This window comes from Pseudomonas monteilii NBRC 103158 = DSM 14164 (assembly GCF_000730605.1).
GTDB classification, from domain to species: Bacteria; Pseudomonadota; Gammaproteobacteria; order Pseudomonadales; family Pseudomonadaceae; genus Aquipseudomonas; species Aquipseudomonas monteilii.
Genome location: NZ_BBIS01000061.1, coordinates 1 through 14,822 on the forward strand (window position 1 = coordinate 1; position 14,822 = coordinate 14,822).

At 62.2% G+C, this 14,822-nt stretch carries 17 protein-coding genes and 1 pseudogene; 11 read left to right on the forward strand and 7 right to left on the reverse strand.

Annotated features, from left to right (window positions below):
• The coding region (locus PM2_RS31015; RefSeq protein ID WP_042132606.1) for a hypothetical protein at nucleotides 1-331 on the forward strand (331 nt) is incomplete at its 5' end.
• Nucleotides 332-337: 6 nt separating this feature from the next.
• Here PM2_RS31015 and PM2_RS26240 read toward each other — a convergent pair.
• Both PM2_RS26240 and PM2_RS26245 read right to left on the reverse strand, forming a co-directional pair.
• Nucleotides 338-673 (reverse strand): hypothetical protein, encoded by a 336-nt coding sequence (locus tag PM2_RS26240; protein ID WP_028699969.1) that lies wholly within the window; start codon nucleotides 671-673, stop codon nucleotides 338-340.
• Between the two features lie 92 nt (nucleotides 674-765).
• Complete coding sequence (locus PM2_RS26245) at nucleotides 766-1,065, reverse strand: hypothetical protein (RefSeq protein WP_033740990.1); 300 nt, start codon at nucleotides 1,063-1,065, stop codon at nucleotides 766-768.
• A 165-nt stretch (nucleotides 1,066-1,230) separates the two neighbouring features.
• Here PM2_RS26245 and ppc point away from each other — a divergent pair, with 165 nt between their 5' ends.
• The 7 genes from ppc (at nucleotide 1,231) to PM2_RS26280 (ending at nucleotide 8,375) form a co-directional block, all read left to right on the forward strand.
• Complete coding sequence (gene ppc / locus PM2_RS26250) at nucleotides 1,231-3,858, forward strand: phosphoenolpyruvate carboxylase (RefSeq protein WP_028699970.1); 2,628 nt, start codon at nucleotides 1,231-1,233, stop codon at nucleotides 3,856-3,858.
• A 257-nt stretch (nucleotides 3,859-4,115) separates the two neighbouring features.
• Entirely contained in the window at nucleotides 4,116-4,766 is a 651-nt protein-coding gene (gene adk / locus PM2_RS26255; protein ID WP_016712963.1) for an adenylate kinase, read from the forward strand.
• Between the two features lie 91 nt (nucleotides 4,767-4,857).
• Nucleotides 4,858-5,532: a tRNA (adenosine(37)-N6)-threonylcarbamoyltransferase complex dimerization subunit type 1 TsaB gene (tsaB, locus tag PM2_RS26260; protein ID WP_016712962.1), complete on the forward strand. Its 675-nt coding sequence runs from the start codon at nucleotides 4,858-4,860 to the stop codon at nucleotides 5,530-5,532.
• 131 nt (nucleotides 5,533-5,663) lie between these two features.
• A complete protein-coding gene (locus PM2_RS26265) occupies nucleotides 5,664-5,954 on the forward strand; it encodes a hypothetical protein (RefSeq protein ID WP_016712961.1) in 291 nt (96 codons plus the stop codon).
• Nucleotides 5,955-5,957: 3 nt separating this feature from the next.
• Nucleotides 5,958-6,827 (forward strand): DUF72 domain-containing protein, encoded by an 870-nt coding sequence (locus PM2_RS26270; protein ID WP_016712960.1) that lies wholly within the window; start codon nucleotides 5,958-5,960, stop codon nucleotides 6,825-6,827.
• 28 nt (nucleotides 6,828-6,855) lie between these two features.
• Nucleotides 6,856-7,686 carry an isocitrate lyase/PEP mutase family protein gene (locus tag PM2_RS26275; RefSeq protein ID WP_016712959.1) on the forward strand — a complete coding sequence of 277 codons (831 nt, stop codon included), beginning with the start codon at nucleotides 6,856-6,858 and terminating at the stop codon, nucleotides 7,684-7,686.
• The gene (locus tag PM2_RS26280) at nucleotides 7,686-8,375 is read left to right on the forward strand and encodes an extensin-like domain-containing protein (RefSeq protein ID WP_016712958.1); all 690 of its coding nucleotides are present in this window, start codon (nucleotides 7,686-7,688) and stop codon (nucleotides 8,373-8,375) included. The genes PM2_RS26275 and PM2_RS26280 overlap by 1 nt, the downstream gene beginning before the upstream one ends.
• Nucleotides 8,376-8,377: 2 nt before the next feature.
• Here PM2_RS26280 and PM2_RS26285 read toward each other — a convergent pair whose 3' ends face one another.
• Entirely contained in the window at nucleotides 8,378-8,998 is a 621-nt protein-coding gene (locus tag PM2_RS26285) for a hypothetical protein (protein ID WP_016712957.1), read from the reverse strand.
• A 103-nt stretch (nucleotides 8,999-9,101) separates the two neighbouring features.
• Between PM2_RS26285 and PM2_RS26290 the strand changes: the two genes are divergently transcribed.
• Nucleotides 9,102-9,878: a class I SAM-dependent methyltransferase gene (locus tag PM2_RS26290; RefSeq protein WP_028699971.1), complete on the forward strand. Its 777-nt coding sequence runs from the start codon at nucleotides 9,102-9,104 to the stop codon at nucleotides 9,876-9,878.
• Nucleotides 9,879-9,883: 5 nt separating this feature from the next.
• Here PM2_RS26290 and PM2_RS30390 read toward each other — a convergent pair whose 3' ends face one another.
• The 3 genes from PM2_RS30390 to PM2_RS31020 form a co-directional block, all read right to left on the reverse strand.
• The gene (locus PM2_RS30390; RefSeq protein ID WP_080694031.1) at nucleotides 9,884-10,804 is read right to left on the reverse strand and encodes an RHS repeat-associated core domain-containing protein; all 921 of its coding nucleotides are present in this window, start codon (nucleotides 10,802-10,804) and stop codon (nucleotides 9,884-9,886) included.
• 151 nt (nucleotides 10,805-10,955) lie between these two features.
• Nucleotides 10,956-11,597, reverse strand: a complete 642-nt coding sequence (locus PM2_RS26295) for a TetR/AcrR family transcriptional regulator (protein WP_028699972.1) — start codon at nucleotides 11,595-11,597, stop codon at nucleotides 10,956-10,958.
• 16 nt (nucleotides 11,598-11,613) lie between these two features.
• A complete protein-coding gene (locus tag PM2_RS31020) occupies nucleotides 11,614-11,835 on the reverse strand; it encodes a hypothetical protein (protein WP_162181831.1) in 222 nt (73 codons plus the stop codon).
• 26 nt (nucleotides 11,836-11,861) lie between these two features.
• Between PM2_RS31020 and PM2_RS26300 the strand changes: the two are divergent.
• Nucleotides 11,862-12,206, forward strand: a pseudogene (locus PM2_RS26300) (5,10-methylene tetrahydromethanopterin reductase); the annotation flags it as partial.
• Here PM2_RS26300 and PM2_RS26305 read toward each other — a convergent pair.
• Nucleotides 12,198-13,439, reverse strand: coding sequence for an acyl-CoA dehydrogenase family protein (locus tag PM2_RS26305; protein WP_028699973.1), 1,242 nt, complete (start codon nucleotides 13,437-13,439; stop codon nucleotides 12,198-12,200). The pseudogene PM2_RS26300 and the gene PM2_RS26305 overlap by 9 nt on opposite strands.
• A gap of 282 nt (nucleotides 13,440-13,721) precedes the next feature.
• Here PM2_RS26305 and PM2_RS26310 point away from each other — a divergent pair, with 282 nt between their 5' ends.
• Complete coding sequence (locus tag PM2_RS26310) at nucleotides 13,722-14,822, forward strand: efflux RND transporter periplasmic adaptor subunit (RefSeq protein WP_028699974.1); 1,101 nt, start codon at nucleotides 13,722-13,724, stop codon at nucleotides 14,820-14,822.

Sequence of the window (14,822 nt, forward strand, 5' to 3'; positions counted from 1 at the left end):
AGAAATTATAAAGGGGCTTGCTGAAAAAAATGAACTCGAATTTTATGACTATTTTTCACGCCTGAATGATCAGGCTTTCACTTACCATGCTCGCTTGCTACTGAAGCTCGGCAATACTTCTTTCTCGAATCAAGAGGATGCTTTGGTCTATAGGGATATTTTTGTTAAAACCTTTGCGGCTCTAAAAAGGCTTTCAGAAACAACGGCTCTAAATAAGCTGCGAATGAGTAAGTTTATTTCTTATGAGCAATTATATCTCAGAGAGTTGAAGCGAATTCAGAAGGAGAAAGAGGAGGCCGCTGAAGCCGCTGCAGCCCCAAAGTCAGAATGATAAGGTCTAACTTTGCTTGGTTGGAGTATTCAAAGATTTAGAGATTTTATTCTCTGCCTCCACAAATGCAGGTGTCTTACCGGCATCTGCATAAACCTCTTCACCTTCCTCAATCCTGATGACCTGTGAACCTTTCACATAGGGAATGGCTTGCTCCGCTTCCTTTATAGCCGCTTGCAAAAGGCCCTCAGTGATGGTGGCTTCATCGAGTTCATACGCCTCTGCGAAAGCCTTAATTTTGATCAAGTCATGCTTTCTGAGGGTCAGGGTGTACTCCACTCGATCAGCGGTTTCCTGCGATTTGCTTTCCCACTGACTGAGCATTTCCTTGAAGGTGTTCATGGCCTACCTCTATATATGCTGTGATTCCAAATCTGACCGAAACAGCGGGGGCAGTTGGGGCTGGATTCAATCAACGCCCCGGAATACTTGGCCTAGACTGACTTTCGTGTTTTTCCTATCGTGTGCTCGCTTTCTTCGTACAGCGGGTCGCCTTCTTCATCGGTGGCGATGACCTGACGGCCCTGCACATAGGGGAAGCTGGCCTCCACCTCTTCAAGGGCGGCGGCTACCAGTTCGCCGAGCAATTCCTCGGCGGTACGTTTGGGGTACATGTCGATCAGCGCGGCCAGACGCGCCTCTGACTCCAGGTCAAGGTGCAGGACATGGCCCGTGCGGCTGAGGGTGCCGGCGGCATTCTGTTCCCAGTGCTGGGCGAGTTCACGGATTTTCATGATGACCTCTGGTTACGCCTGCTAAGGCTGCATGGCATGGGAGTGTTATGCCTTCACTTTAGTTTGCTTTAGCCGATCACGGCTTGCCATTGCCTCCAGCCTGGGGGCACTCTTCGGGAGAGCTGTGTACAGGAGTGCGCCAGAGCCGCGCCAAAGAGAGGGCCAATGACCGATATCGATGTGCGTTTGCGTGAAGATGTCCATGTGTTGGGTGAGCTGCTCGGCGAAACCATTCGCCAGCAGCATGGCGATGCGTTCCTGCAGAAGATCGAGGACATCCGCTACAGTGCCAAGGCCGACCGGCGCGGCCCCGGCGAGCAACTGAGCTCGACCCTGGCAGACCTGGCCGAAGAAGACCTGCTGCCCGTGGCCAGGGCCTTCAACCAGTTCCTCAACCTGGCCAATATGGCCGAGCAGTACCAGTTGATCCGCCGTCGCGACGCCGACCAGCCCGAACCCTTCGAGGCCCGTGTGCTGCCCGAGTTGCTGGCGCGCCTGAAGCAGGCCGGGCTTGGTAACGATGCTCTGGCTCGGCAACTGGCCAAGCTCGACATCCAGCTGGTACTTACCGCACACCCCACCGAAGTGGCCCGCCGCACCCTGATTCAGAAGTACGACGCCATCGCCGGCCAGCTGGCTGCCCAGGACCACCGCGACCTGACCCCGGCCGAACGCCAGCAGGTACGCGAACGCCTGCGCCGGCTGATTGCCGAGGCCTGGCACACCGAAGAAATCCGCCGCACCCGCCCGACGCCGGTAGACGAAGCCAAGTGGGGCTTTGCAGTGATTGAGCATTCGCTCTGGCACGCCATCCCCAGCCACCTGCGCAAGGTCGACAAGGCGCTGCTGGAGGCCACCGGCCTGCGTCTGCCGCTTGAAGCCGCGCCAATCCGCTTTGCCTCGTGGATGGGCGGTGACCGTGACGGCAACCCCAACGTGACTGCCGCCGTCACCCGCGAAGTGTTGCTGCTGGCCCGCTGGATGGCCGCCGACCTGTTCCTGCGTGACATCGATGCACTGGCTGCGGAGCTGTCCATGCAGCAGGCCAATGAGGCCCTGCGCGAACGGGTTGGCGACACTGTCGAGCCCTACCGGGCCGTGCTCAAGCAGTTGCGCGACCGGCTACGGGCGACGCGTGCCTGGGCGCATTCGGCATTGACCAGCAGCCAAGCGGCCAGCGCCGACGTGCTGGTGGATAACCGCGACCTGATCGCACCGCTGGAGCTGTGCTACCAGTCGCTGCACGAATGCGGCATGGGCGTGATCGCCGAAGGCCCGCTGCTGGACTGCCTGCGCCGCGCCGTCACCTTTGGCCTGTTCCTGGGCCGCCTGGATGTGCGCCAGGACGCTGCCCGCCACCGCGACGCACTGACCGAGATTACCGTCTACCTGGGCCTGGGGCGCTATGCCGACTGGGATGAAGAGCAGCGCATCGAATTCCTCCAGGCCGAGCTGAAGAACCGTCGGCCCCTGCTACCTGCGCATTTCAAGCCGCAAGCGGATACCGCCGAAGTGCTGGCCACCTGTCGCGAAGTGGCCGCCGCGCCGGCTGCCTCCCTGGGCTCCTACGTCATTTCCATGGCCGGTGCCGCTTCCGATGTGCTGGCGGTGCAACTGCTGCTCAAGGAAGCCGGCCTTACCCGCCCCATGCGCGTGGTACCGCTGTTCGAAACCCTGGCCGACTTGGACAACGCTGGCCCCGTGATGCAGCGACTGCTCGGCCTGCCAGGCTACCGCGCCGGGCTGCGAGGCCCGCAGGAAGTGATGATTGGCTACTCCGACTCAGCCAAGGATGCTGGCACTACGGCGGCGGCCTGGGCGCAGTACCGGGCCCAGGAAAACCTGGTGCGCATTTGTGCCGAACATCAGGTCGAACTGCTGCTGTTCCACGGCCGTGGCGGCACGGTAGGGCGCGGCGGTGGCCCCGCCCACGCGGCGATCCTGTCGCAACCGCCGGGATCGGTGGCGGGACGTTTCCGCACAACCGAACAGGGCGAGATGATCCGCTTCAAGTTCGGTTTGCCGGGCATTGCCGAGCAAAACCTCAACCTGTACCTGGCTGCCGTGCTCGAAGCCACGCTGTTGCCACCACCGCCCCCGCAGCCGGCCTGGCGTGAGGTGATGGACCAGCTGGCTGCCGATGGCGTCAAGGCCTACCGCAGCGTGGTGCGGGACAACCCCGATTTTGTCGAATACTTCCGTCAGTCGACACCGGAACAGGAGTTGGGGCGCCTGCCACTGGGCAGCCGCCCGGCCAAGCGCCGCGCTGGAGGCATCGAAAGCCTGCGGGCCATCCCGTGGATTTTCGGCTGGACCCAGACGCGCCTGATGCTGCCGGCCTGGCTGGGCTGGGAAACGGCCCTGAGCAACGCATTGGCCCGTGGCCAGGGCGAGCTGCTGGCGCAGATGCGCGAACAGTGGCCGTTCTTCCGCACCCGTATCGACATGCTGGAGATGGTGCTGGCCAAGGCCGATGCGCAAATTGCCGAGGCCTACGACGAACGTCTAGTGCAACCGCACTTGCTTCCTTTAGGTGCACACCTGCGCGACCTATTGTCGCAGTCTTGCCAGGTGGTACTGGGCCTGACCGGGCAGCCGGTGCTACTGGCGCACAGCCCCGAAACGCTGGAATTCATCAGCCTGCGCAACACCTACCTAGACCCGCTGCACCGCCTGCAGGCCGAGTTGCTGGCCCGCTCGCGCAGCCGCGAAGCCGCTCTGGACAGCCCGTTGGAGCAGGCCTTGCTGGTGACCGTGGCGGGTATTGCCGCCGGGCTGCGCAACACCGGCTGAGGGCGCGTGCAGGCTGCCCTGAATGTGTGCCGTGCAGACCCTGCATGGGTAAGGGGAGGGTGGTTGCGCCGGGCGCAACCACCTGCCAGGTCAGCCGCAAGTGGCGCATTCCTGCAACTTTGGGACGCTTGTCTGGCTGCCGGGCGCTGTGTATCTTGAGCAGCCTTCTGACCGATTTTGGGTCATACCCGATTTTCCGGACTTGGCCCTGGTTGCCGAATCCATTGAATTTCATAAAAAAATTTGAGGAGCACAAGATGCGCGTAATTCTGCTGGGAGCTCCCGGGGCCGGTAAAGGTACTCAGGCAAAGTTCATCACCGAAAAGTTCGGTATTCCACAGATCTCCACCGGCGACATGCTGCGTGCTGCTGTCAAGGCCGGCACCCCGCTGGGCCTGGAGCTGAAGAAAGTCATGGATGCCGGCCAGCTGGTCTCCGACGAGCTGATCATCAGCCTGGTCAAGGAGCGCATCGCTCAGCCTGATTGCGCCAACGGCTGCCTGTTCGACGGCTTCCCACGCACCATCCCGCAAGCCGAAGCCATGGTCGCTGCCGGTGTCGACATCGACGCCGTGGTCGAAATTGCCGTGGATGACGAAGAAATCGTAGGCCGTATGGCGGGCCGCCGCGTACACCTGGCCTCGGGCCGCACCTACCACATTCAGTACAACCCGCCGAAAGTGGAAGGCAAGGACGACGAGACTGGCGAAGACCTGATCCAGCGCGACGACGACAAGGAAGAAACCGTTCGCCATCGCCTGTCGGTCTACCACAGCCAGACCAAGCCGCTGGTGGACTTCTACCAGAAGCTGTCGGCCGCCAACGCCGGCAAGCCGAAGTATAGCCACATCGAAGGCGTCGGCTCGGTTGAAGCCATCACCGCCAAGGTCCTGGCAGCCCTGAGCTGATCCAGCGCCTGACGCCCATCGACAACGGCCCGCTAGCGGGCCGTTGTCGTTTATACTGCCGCTCTTTTCCCTGCTCCTGGATACCTGTTCGATGACCACCCTGCTGGCCCTGGATACCGCCACCGAAGCCTGTTCCGTTGCGCTGCTGCATGACGGCAAGGTAACCAGCCATTACGAGGTGATCCCACGTCAGCACGCGCAGAAGCTGCTGCCGATGATCAAGCAGCTGCTGGCCGAGTCGGGCGTTGCGCTGAATCAACTGGATGCCATCGCCTTTGGCCGCGGCCCGGGCGCCTTCACCGGCGTGCGCATTGCCATTGGTGTGGTCCAGGGCCTGGCCTTCGCGCTGGAGCGCCCAGTGCTGCCGGTGTCCAACCTGGCTGCGCTGGCCCAGGGTGCATTGCGCGAGCAGGGCGTGCAACAGGTGGCGGCTGCCATCGATGCGCGCATGGATGAAGTGTACTGGGGCTGCTATCAGGCCACGGCGGGCGAAATGCGCCTGGTTGGCCGCGAAGCGGTGTTGCCGCCCGAGCAGGTAGCGCTGCCGGCAGACAGCGAAGGCGAGTGGTTCGGGGCCGGCACCGGTTGGGGCTATGCCGAGCGCCTGGCGGTGCAGGTGGCTGCCAGCAATGCCAGTGCCTTGCCTAACGCTCTGGACGTGCTCAGCCTGGCCAGCTTCGCCTGGGCCCGTGGCGAAGCGATCGGCGCCGAGCAGGCGCAACCGGTTTACCTGCGCGATAATGTCGCTACGCCAAAGAAGCACTGAATGCTGTTCGTCGGTTATCGACGGTAACCCCCAAACCTTCTGCGCGATCTGTGGTCCAGTTATCACTTAAGCATTAGCGACGGGACACTGATGCTGCTAAATTGCCATCATTGGTCCTGAGTATTCATGCCATGCGTATCGACGGTTTCTCATCGCAGTCCTACCCGATCAAGCGCGCGCCGCGCAAGGCAGCGGTGCGTGACGAGGCCATCGATGACGCCGAGGTGATCGAAGAGAACACCGCGGCGCCTCAGGAAACCACCGCCCGTCGCCGCAGCGGTGGCTTGCCTGCCCGCCCGCAGGACATGATCTTCCCCCGCGCCCGTGACCGACGCACAGCCACCGCATTGGCCAGTTACCTGAATACTGCCGGTTTCACCGATTGGGACATGGAAGTACTGGGGCTCGACCTGTACATTTGATGGATGAGTCCATCACCACTGCCTTATTTTCTCGGTTGCCCGTCGTGGAGTGAAAACGCCTGGCGTGACTACCTGTACCCCGCCGACGCCAACAGCAATGAGATGCTTGGCCTCTACAGCCAGGTGTTCAACGCTGTCGAGGGCAACACCACCTTCTACGCACGCCCCGCCCCCGGCACCCTTGCCCGCTGGGCGCAGGTGATGCCTGAGCACTTTCGTTTCACTGCCAAGTTTCCCCGTGACATCAGCCACGAGGGTGACCTGCGTGATCAGCTTGAGCCTGCTTTCGATTTCACACGCCTGATGGCCCCGCTGGGGCAGCGCGTGTCGCCGTACTGGTTGCAGTTGCCGGCGCTGTTCGGCCCGGCACGGCTGGGCGAGCTTTGCCACTTCCTTGATGAAATCGGCGTGCCGGTGGCGGTGGAGGTGCGCAACCAGGCCTTTTTTGCCAAGGGTGACGAAGAGCGCCTGCTCAACCGCCTGCTGCACGAGCGCGGGGTGGAGCGCATCTGCCTCGACCCGCGTGCGTTGTTCAGTTGCACTTCACGCGATGCTGCCGTGCTGCACGCGCAGTCCAAGAAGCCCAAGGTGCCACCACGCCCTGCAGCCTTCAGCCAGCACCCGCAGGTGCGCTTCATTGGCCACCCGGAGCTGGAGGCTAATGAGGCCTTCCTTACCCCCTGGGTAGAAAAGGTCGCCGCCTGGATCGAAGAGGGCCGCAGCCCCTACATCTTCCTGCACACCTCGGACAATCGTCTGGCCGCAGCCCTGGCCCAGCGGTTCCATCAACGCCTGATGGCACGCCTGCCGGGCCTTGCTTCTTTGCCTGAATTGCCGCGCGCTCCCGAGGTCGAACAACTGGGGCTACTCTGACCTTTCCCTCACTGCCGGAGGTTGATTCATGGATGTGCAAACCCTGCGAGCCGAAGCCTTCAAGGCACTGCATGAACGTAATGGCGCGTTCGTCATCCCCAACCCGTGGGATGCCGGCTCCGCCAAGTTGTTGGCCAGCCTGGGCTTCGAGGCGCTGGCCACGACCAGTGCCGGCCTGGCCTTCAGCCTGGGCCGTCCGGATGCCGAAGGTGCCTTGAACCTGGAGGACACCCTGGACAATGCCGGGGAGATTGTCGATGCGACCCCCTTGCCAGTGGCTGCCGACCTGGAAAACGGCTTTGGCGACCTGCCCGAGGATTGCGCCAATACCATCTTGCGTGCCGCTGAAGCGGGCTTGGTGGGCGGCTCCATCGAGGATGCCAGTGGCCGCAGCGAATTGCCCATCTATGACGTGGGGCTTGCGGTGGAGCGCGTTCGCGCCGCCGTGCAGGCTGCCCGTAGCCTGCCGTTCCCGTTCACCCTGTGCGCCCGGGCAGAAAACCTGCTGCACGGGCGCATGGACCTGGACGACACCATCAAGCGCTTGCAGGCTTACGCCGAAGCCGGCGCCGATGTGCTTTACGCCCCGGGCCTGCGTACCGTCGAGGAAATTCGTGCTGTGGTGCAGGCTGTGGCGCCGCGCCCGGTGAACGTGTTGATGGGCATGGCGGGTGTGTCACTGAGCGTGAATCAGTTGCAGGACCTGGGTGTGCGCCGCATCAGTGTCGGCTCGTCGCTGGCTCGCGCCGCCTTGGGGGCGTTTCACCGGGCTGCGCTGGAAATTCGCGATGAGGGTACATTCGGCTATGGGGAGCAGGCACTGCCGTTCGCTCAGCTGAACGACCTGTTCCGACGCTGATGAAGCCTGTGCTGGCGCTGCTGGCCGGCCTGCTGTTGTTGGCTGGCCTGGCCTGGCATTACGGCTGGCGCCTGCCTGGCGCATGGAACCCCTGGGCGCCGCTGGATGTGCGTCAGCCGCCCAACCTGCTGACCCCTTACAAGCTGGCACGCCTGCGCGATGACCCGGCGCTGTGCCGCCAGGCGCTGGGAACCAGCCAGTTGCGTTACCGGGCGCAAGCCGACAGCCCGACTTCGGCCAACTGCCCGTTGCAGAATGCCTGGCGAATCGAAGGCGGCCAGGCGCGGCTCAGCAGCAGCTTCCTGGCCAGTTGCCCGCTGGCAGTGGCCTACGCGCTGTTCGAAGCACATGGCTTGCAGCCGGTGGCGCAGCGGGTGCTGGGGCAACCGGTGACGCAGGTCGACCACCTGGGCAGTTTCGCCTGCCGCAATGTCTACCACCGTAAACAGGGCCGCCTGAGCCAGCACGCAACGGCCAATGCACTGGATATCAGCGGTTTTCGCCTTCAGGACGGCCAGCGCATCGTGTTGGCGCGTGACTGGCAGGCAGGTGGGCAGAAGGCGGAATTCTTGCGCCAAGTGCAGCAGGCGGCCTGCGAGAGCTTCAGCACGGTACTGGGGCCGGGCTACAACGCCGCGCACCATAACCACTTTCATCTGGACATGGGGCGCTGGCAGGTCTGCCGTTAGCCTCAGGCGTGAACGCGCACGTTGTTCAGCACCACTGGACGCGCCCAGTGGATGTCGAACTCCAGGTCGTTCTGCTGCTTGGCCAAGGTTGCGTCATCAAACGGTTCGGGCGCCGGGTCCAGCAGGTCGGTTTCGAATTCGGCGATGGGCAGGAACAATGAGCGCGGGGTAGGGCCTGGGCCGGGTTCAGCAATCGGCTGGCCCTGGCTCATCACCACCGGGCGCATCCAGCTGTTGCTGATATCGAGCTGACGCTGCTGCTCGATCAGTTCCAGGGCACTGAATGGCTCGGGGGCAGGGGGCAGCAGCTTGGCTTCAAGCTCTGCCTTGGGCAGGAACAGCGGCTCGGGTGGTGCTACCTCGATGTCTTGCACCGGGCACGCGCGCTGGGCGTCGATCAGCGCCAGTGCGCGGGCGCCGCCGATGGGTTCGCCGCTGTCCTGGTCATACTGCACGAACGACTGGCTGACGCTGTCTACGGGCTCTTCCTGCTGCTCGGCCATGGCCCGGGCAAAGAAATCCTGCCACAGGTGGCTGACGCCCCCGAGTGCCTGGGTGTTGTGCTGACTGTAGTTGCCGACAGGCGACAAGTAGGTCAAGCCGATGGGAAGAGTATCTGACATGGCAGTCGCGCGCGTTGTGCTCTGGCAGAATAGCGGGATATTGCCTGTATCGGCCGTGGCTGCCGATTCATTAAGGCTTGGTTTGACTTTTTAGGTGTGGACGATGGAAGAGCAAGGCACGGGTATCAGGGTCGAGGCGATGTCGGCTGAGTATGCGGAGCAGGCCACGGTATGGGCCGAGCGCCTGGGTTTGCCGCTGCAGGACGATGCCGCTGGCTTCTCCGTGCAGGTCGGTGCCGAGGGTTTGCAGATTCAGCAACTGGGCCCGCAGGCACCGGGGCCGGTGCGGGTGGACTTTGTCGAAGGCCAGGCGGCGCACCGGCGCCAGTTTGGCGGTGGCAACGGGCAGATGATCGCCAAGGCCGTGGGCATTGCCCAAGGCGTGCGGCCGCAGGTGCTGGATGCCACGGCAGGTCTTGGCAAGGATGCGTTCGTTCTGGCCAGCCTGGGTTGCCAGATGACCCTGATCGAACGCCAGCCGCTGATTGCCGCGTTGCTGGAGGATGGCCTGGCGCGGGCGCGCTCGGATGACAAGGTGGGCCCGATTGTCGGGCGCATGCGCCTTTTGACCGGCAACGCCATCGAGCGCATGCGCAGTTGGGAAGGGGAGGCGCCGCAGGTGATCTACCTCGACCCGATGTTCCCGCACCGCGACAAGAGCGCCCTGGTGAAAAAGGAAATGCGCGTTTTCCGGCCCTTGGTGGGGGATGACCTGGACGCGCCGGCCCTGCTCGAAGCTGCCTTGGCGCTGGCCAGCCACCGGGTGGTGGTGAAGCGACCGCGCAAGGCGCCGATCATTGATGGGCCGAAGCCCAGCCATAGCCTGGAGGGCAAGTCGAGCCGGTACGACATTTATCCGAAGAAGGCTTTGAAACCGTGATTGAGTTAGTCCAAACCTAAATTTAAGGCCGTAGTAGCTGAATCATCCCGTAATAACATGAATCTGGCCAGTAGGCTGTCGAGTTTTTCCTCTATCAGTCTGGACTCTAGCGATTCACGCCGACTCTGGGTCTGTGTGTCGGGGGCTTGGTTTGAGGAAGGAATAATAATGTCTGGTGAGCTTTGTACTGCTCTAAGATTTTCTTCCGTGTAGGTGTAACGGTCAGTAAGGGGGTTTTTTGTTAGCTGTAGATATTCTGTATACTCATCGTTGAACTTGCTACGGTTTTCTAAGACACCTCTTCCCCATGCGGATAAATTGGACACTTTGGTTTCAGCCAGCTTTCCTATACGGTTGTTTCGTTTTATAAGCGACTTGCCCAGCGCCTTATATTCGTTGGCTGAAAATGATGGGTCTGCAAGTTTCAATCGCGGAGCCAGCGCATCATATGAATATTGGCGCGTTATCCATTTTTTGAACGATCTGCCGCTTGGGTCGGTACGGTTAATGGGGTCATTACCGCAATAGGCATAGGCATTGAGCCCCCCTTTGCCAAACGGCGACAAACGGTCCGCACTGTGAAAACGCATCAATCCCTCATTGTACAGGCGATGGCCATTACCCAGCAGGTAACCGACGGCTGAAGGTAGCCGGGTTTGCCCGGTAAAGCGGGACAGTATCGGGTGAGCGGCGGGTAAGTTGTCATTGCCATAAGGACTGTAGGCAATGGTCCTTTGGCTTTCTGCATGGGTGGTCACTGTTGACGCTTGGGCATCGCTGGCCAAAAGCTGTGCTTGCGTGGTTTGGCTGGTCGTTTCGCACAGGTTCTGTTGTTTGGCGCTGACGACTGTGAAATGAGCACTGCCTGAGTGCACTGTCGAGAGTGTTCCGCCCTTGTAAAAGAGCTGGAGTGTTTGCGTGGACATGGTGGTGCGCTCATGTGGGTGGGGTACATGAGAGCCTGTCAGGAAAGTGCCTGGTCGGATACTGGTAAAAATGTCAGGTAGTACGCCGGTGGGGATGCGGTTACTGGCAGACGCGCTCCTGGAAAGTGACCGCGTATGCCAGAAGATGCTTTCAGGGTTGGTACGCTCGCAAGAACACCCCCACTACCTCGCGCACATGCGCTTCGGCCTCTTCCCCCTCCAACGGCCCCGCACAGCCCAGCAGCAAGCGATAATCCGGCGCGCCTTTCACCAGGCAGAAGAAGTGCTCTGCCGCTCGCAGCGGGTCGTCAATGCGCAGCAGCCCGCGTTCATCCGCCCCGCGCAGCAGCGCTTCCATCCCTGCTAGCACACGCTTGGGCCCGGCCTCGTAGAAATACTCGCCAAAACTCGGGTCCAGGCTGCCCTGAGCCATGATCAGGCGGCTGAGCTTGACCGCTTCGTCACTGCTGATCAGCGCCTGGAAACCACGGGCAATGGTCAGCAGTACCTCTTCTACCGGTACACCTTCGGGGTACTCGAACAGCAAGTCAGGCAGCTGGATCTGGCAGGTAGCCATGACCGCCGAGCAGAACAAGGTCTGCTTGTCGGTGAAGTGGCTGTACACGGTGAGCTTTGAAACACCTGCCGCCGCAGCGACCGCATCCATGCTGGTGTTGGCATAGCCAAGGCTAAGGAACAGCGCCTTGGCCGCTTCGAGAATCGCTTCGCGCTTGGCCAGGTCCTTTGGCCGACCTGGGCCGATGGGTGCGTCGTTGGACATTGTGGTCTGCATCTGGTTGAAGAGTCGTTCATCTTAACGGGTCAGGCGTCATCCGGCTAAAACCAACCCGCAAAACCTGCTGTTCGCCAGTAGACAGTTGATCGACACTGGTGTCGTCACGCAGCCAACGGACATGTTGATTTTTTATAAGGTACTGATTTATAACGATTAATTTGTTGGCATGAATCGTGTTGATAGAGCCGGAAGGGCACCTTGCAAGGGTGCCGAGCCTATCGAACAGGAGTGCCATTTTGCCGCCGGCCATGCCGAATGCGTGTTCGTCGCCGCGCCGCCGAGGCCGGGCGCGAGCCGCGCAAGGTGCTGATCTTCAATATGCAGACGGCGATCGTCGACGAAACCGACGCCAGGGCCCAGTCCAAATGGCAAAGCTACGCCAGCTACGAAGGTGCCCTGGCGCTGATTTCCGGCTGGACCGGCATCGACTTCAGGGCCCACGAATCCTTCCGCGACGTGGTCGGACTGCTGGTTCCCGAGCTGCAGCAACGCGGCGCCTACAAGACCGAATAGCGCCCCGGCACTCTGCGCGAGAAGCTGTTCGGCGACGGCCCACGGCTACCGGCCAGCCACCCGGCAGCCGGATATAGCCGTCTCTTAGCGTTGCTTGGCCCCCCCACCAATCTGCCACACATACGGCGGTTCAGTACCGTTCACATGCCAGTCGCCGACGATCCGCTCCTTGTAGATCACCGGGTTGTGCGAAGCCGCGGTGCGGGCGTTGCGCCAGTGGCGGTCGAGCTGGCGGCTGGTGCTGGTGGTGGAGGCACCCAAGGCATTGAACAGGTCGCTGGTGGCGCGCAGTACCAGGTCGATGGCTGCCACCTGGGCCTGGGCCGACTCCAGTTCGGCAAGCACATTGGCCTGCTGTTCTGCGGCCGGGTCATGGGCAAAACGTGCCAGGTAAGCCTGTTGGCTGGCCTCGGCGGCGCGCAGGGTCGCGGCTTCGGCGGCATACACCTGGCCCGAGGCCTTGCCGATCACTTGCAATACCTGTGGGTCCTCACTGACTGCCGCGCCGTTGCCGTGGCTGAACACCCGGGTGCGCTTGCGGGTCTCGTGGCTGAAATCCCGCACGGCGGCACGCCCGGAACCGGTGATCACCGCCAGCAGCACCAGCTGGTAGAACGCGGTCTGGTATTTGAAGCGGGTGGCGAAGTCGATGATGTTCTCTTCCTCGACCACGGCATTTTCGAACACCGAGGTACCGCTGCCGGTGGTGCGCTGGCCGAAGCCATCCCAATCGTCGCTCTGGCGGATGCCGGGTTGTTGGGTGCGGATGGCTGCGATCACGTCGGCCCCGGTGTCGTCGCGGCGGGCGAACAGGTCGATCCAGTCGGAGAACAGGCTGCCGGTGCTGTAGTACTTGGTGCCGTTGACCACCCACTGTTCACCCTGACGTGAGACGCGGGTGATGACATCGCCAATTTTCACCGCGCCGATCTCGGTCCAGGCGCAGCCCACCAGGTCACCTGCAACGAAGCGCTTGAACCACACATTTTGTGGCGCGCTGGCATGGGCGTTGAGGCGGTCTTCGACGAAGGCGAAATGGCCGCGCAGGGCCTGAGGCACGTTGGAGTCGGCTTCGGCCAGTTCGATCAACAACTGGAACAGCTGCGGCAACGAAGCGCCGCCACCGCCGTGCTCGACCGGTACGCGCACGGCACCAAAGCCGGCCTCCTTCAGCCAGCGGATCGGTTCGTGGGGCAGGGCGCGGTTGCGTTCGCGTTCCACGCTACTTTCGGCAATGCGCGTGAAGATGGGCCTGAAGCGGGCGGCCAGCGTGGCGTAGTCGGCGCCGTTGGCGGGGACGGTCAGGTGTTGTTCGAGGGCAGTCATCGGAATACTCCAGGTACATGAAAGAGGGGGTGTACCGTTGATTGCACAGGTCGTGCCGGTTGGTGGAACGCCCGTGATACGGGGTTTGCGGCGTATATGAGGGATTTCTGGCTGTGGCGGGGTGGGGCAACTTGTTGATTGGCTGTGGGCTGTGCAACAGCTGACGGCCGTTGAAAAACCGTCTGGATTTCTTTGTAACGCCAGCTTCCCGGCACCGATTGCCTGATTTAATATACTTGCCAGTATAAATATTCGATGTGCACCTCTGCGAAAGGATTCATCATGTTGCGCCATGCCTTGTCCATCGCTCTGCCCGCCGCTGCCGTGCTGTTACTGGCGGCGTGCGGTCAGGAAGCCACACCACCTGCAGCGCCGCGCCCGGCGCTGGTGGTGCAGCCGCAGCCGGCTGAAGCCGCTGCCGACAGTTACCCCGGTGAAGTGCGTGCGCGCTTCGAGCCGGAGCTGGCTTTCCGCATTGGCGGCAAGGTCAGCAAACGCCTGGTCGAGGAGGGGCAGCGGGTCAAGGCCGACCAGCCGCTGGCTGAACTGGACCCACAGGACGTGCGCCTGCAACTGGAAGCCAACCGCGCCCAACTGGCAGCCGCCGAGGCCAACCTGGCACTGGTGCGCGCCGAGCGCGACCGCTACCAGAAACTGCTGGACCGGCAGATGGTCAGCCATTCCCAGTTCGATAACGCTGAAAACCTCTACCGTGCCGGCCTCGCCCGCTTGAAGCAGGCCAAGGCCGAATTCGATGTGGCCGGCAACCAGGCCGAATATGCCGTGCTGCGTGCTCCACAGGCCGGGGTGATCGCCAAGCGCCAGGTTGAAGTGGGCCAGGTGGTCGCCGCCGGGCAGACCGTGTTCACCCTGGCCGCCGATGGTGAACGGGAAGTGGCTATCGGCCTGCCAGAGCAGCAGTTCGCCCGCTTCGCCGTGGGCGAGCCGGTGAGCGTGGAGCTGTGGTCGTACCCAAGGGAGCGCTTCCAGGGCCGTATCCGCGAGTTGTCGCCGGCCGCCGACCCGCGTTCGCGCACCTTCGCGGCGCGCATTGCCTTTACTTCGGCCGCCGCACCGGCCGAGCTGGGTCAGAGCGCCCGGGTGTTCATTGCCCATGAGGGGCTGATCCCGCTGTCGGTGCCGCTGTCGGCGGTTACCGCAGAAAACGGTCAGGCATACGTATGGCGGGTCAACAAGGACAGCCATCTGGAGCGGGCAGTGGTGCGTCTGGGGGCGTATGGCAGCGACAGTGTGCCAGTGCTCGAAGGCCTTGCCCCAGGCGACTGGGTGGTCGCCGCCGGCGGTCATGTGCTGCGCGAGGGCCAGGAGGTTCGCCCTGTGGACCGCAGCAACCGTGTAGTGAACCTGACGGCCAAGGAGTAA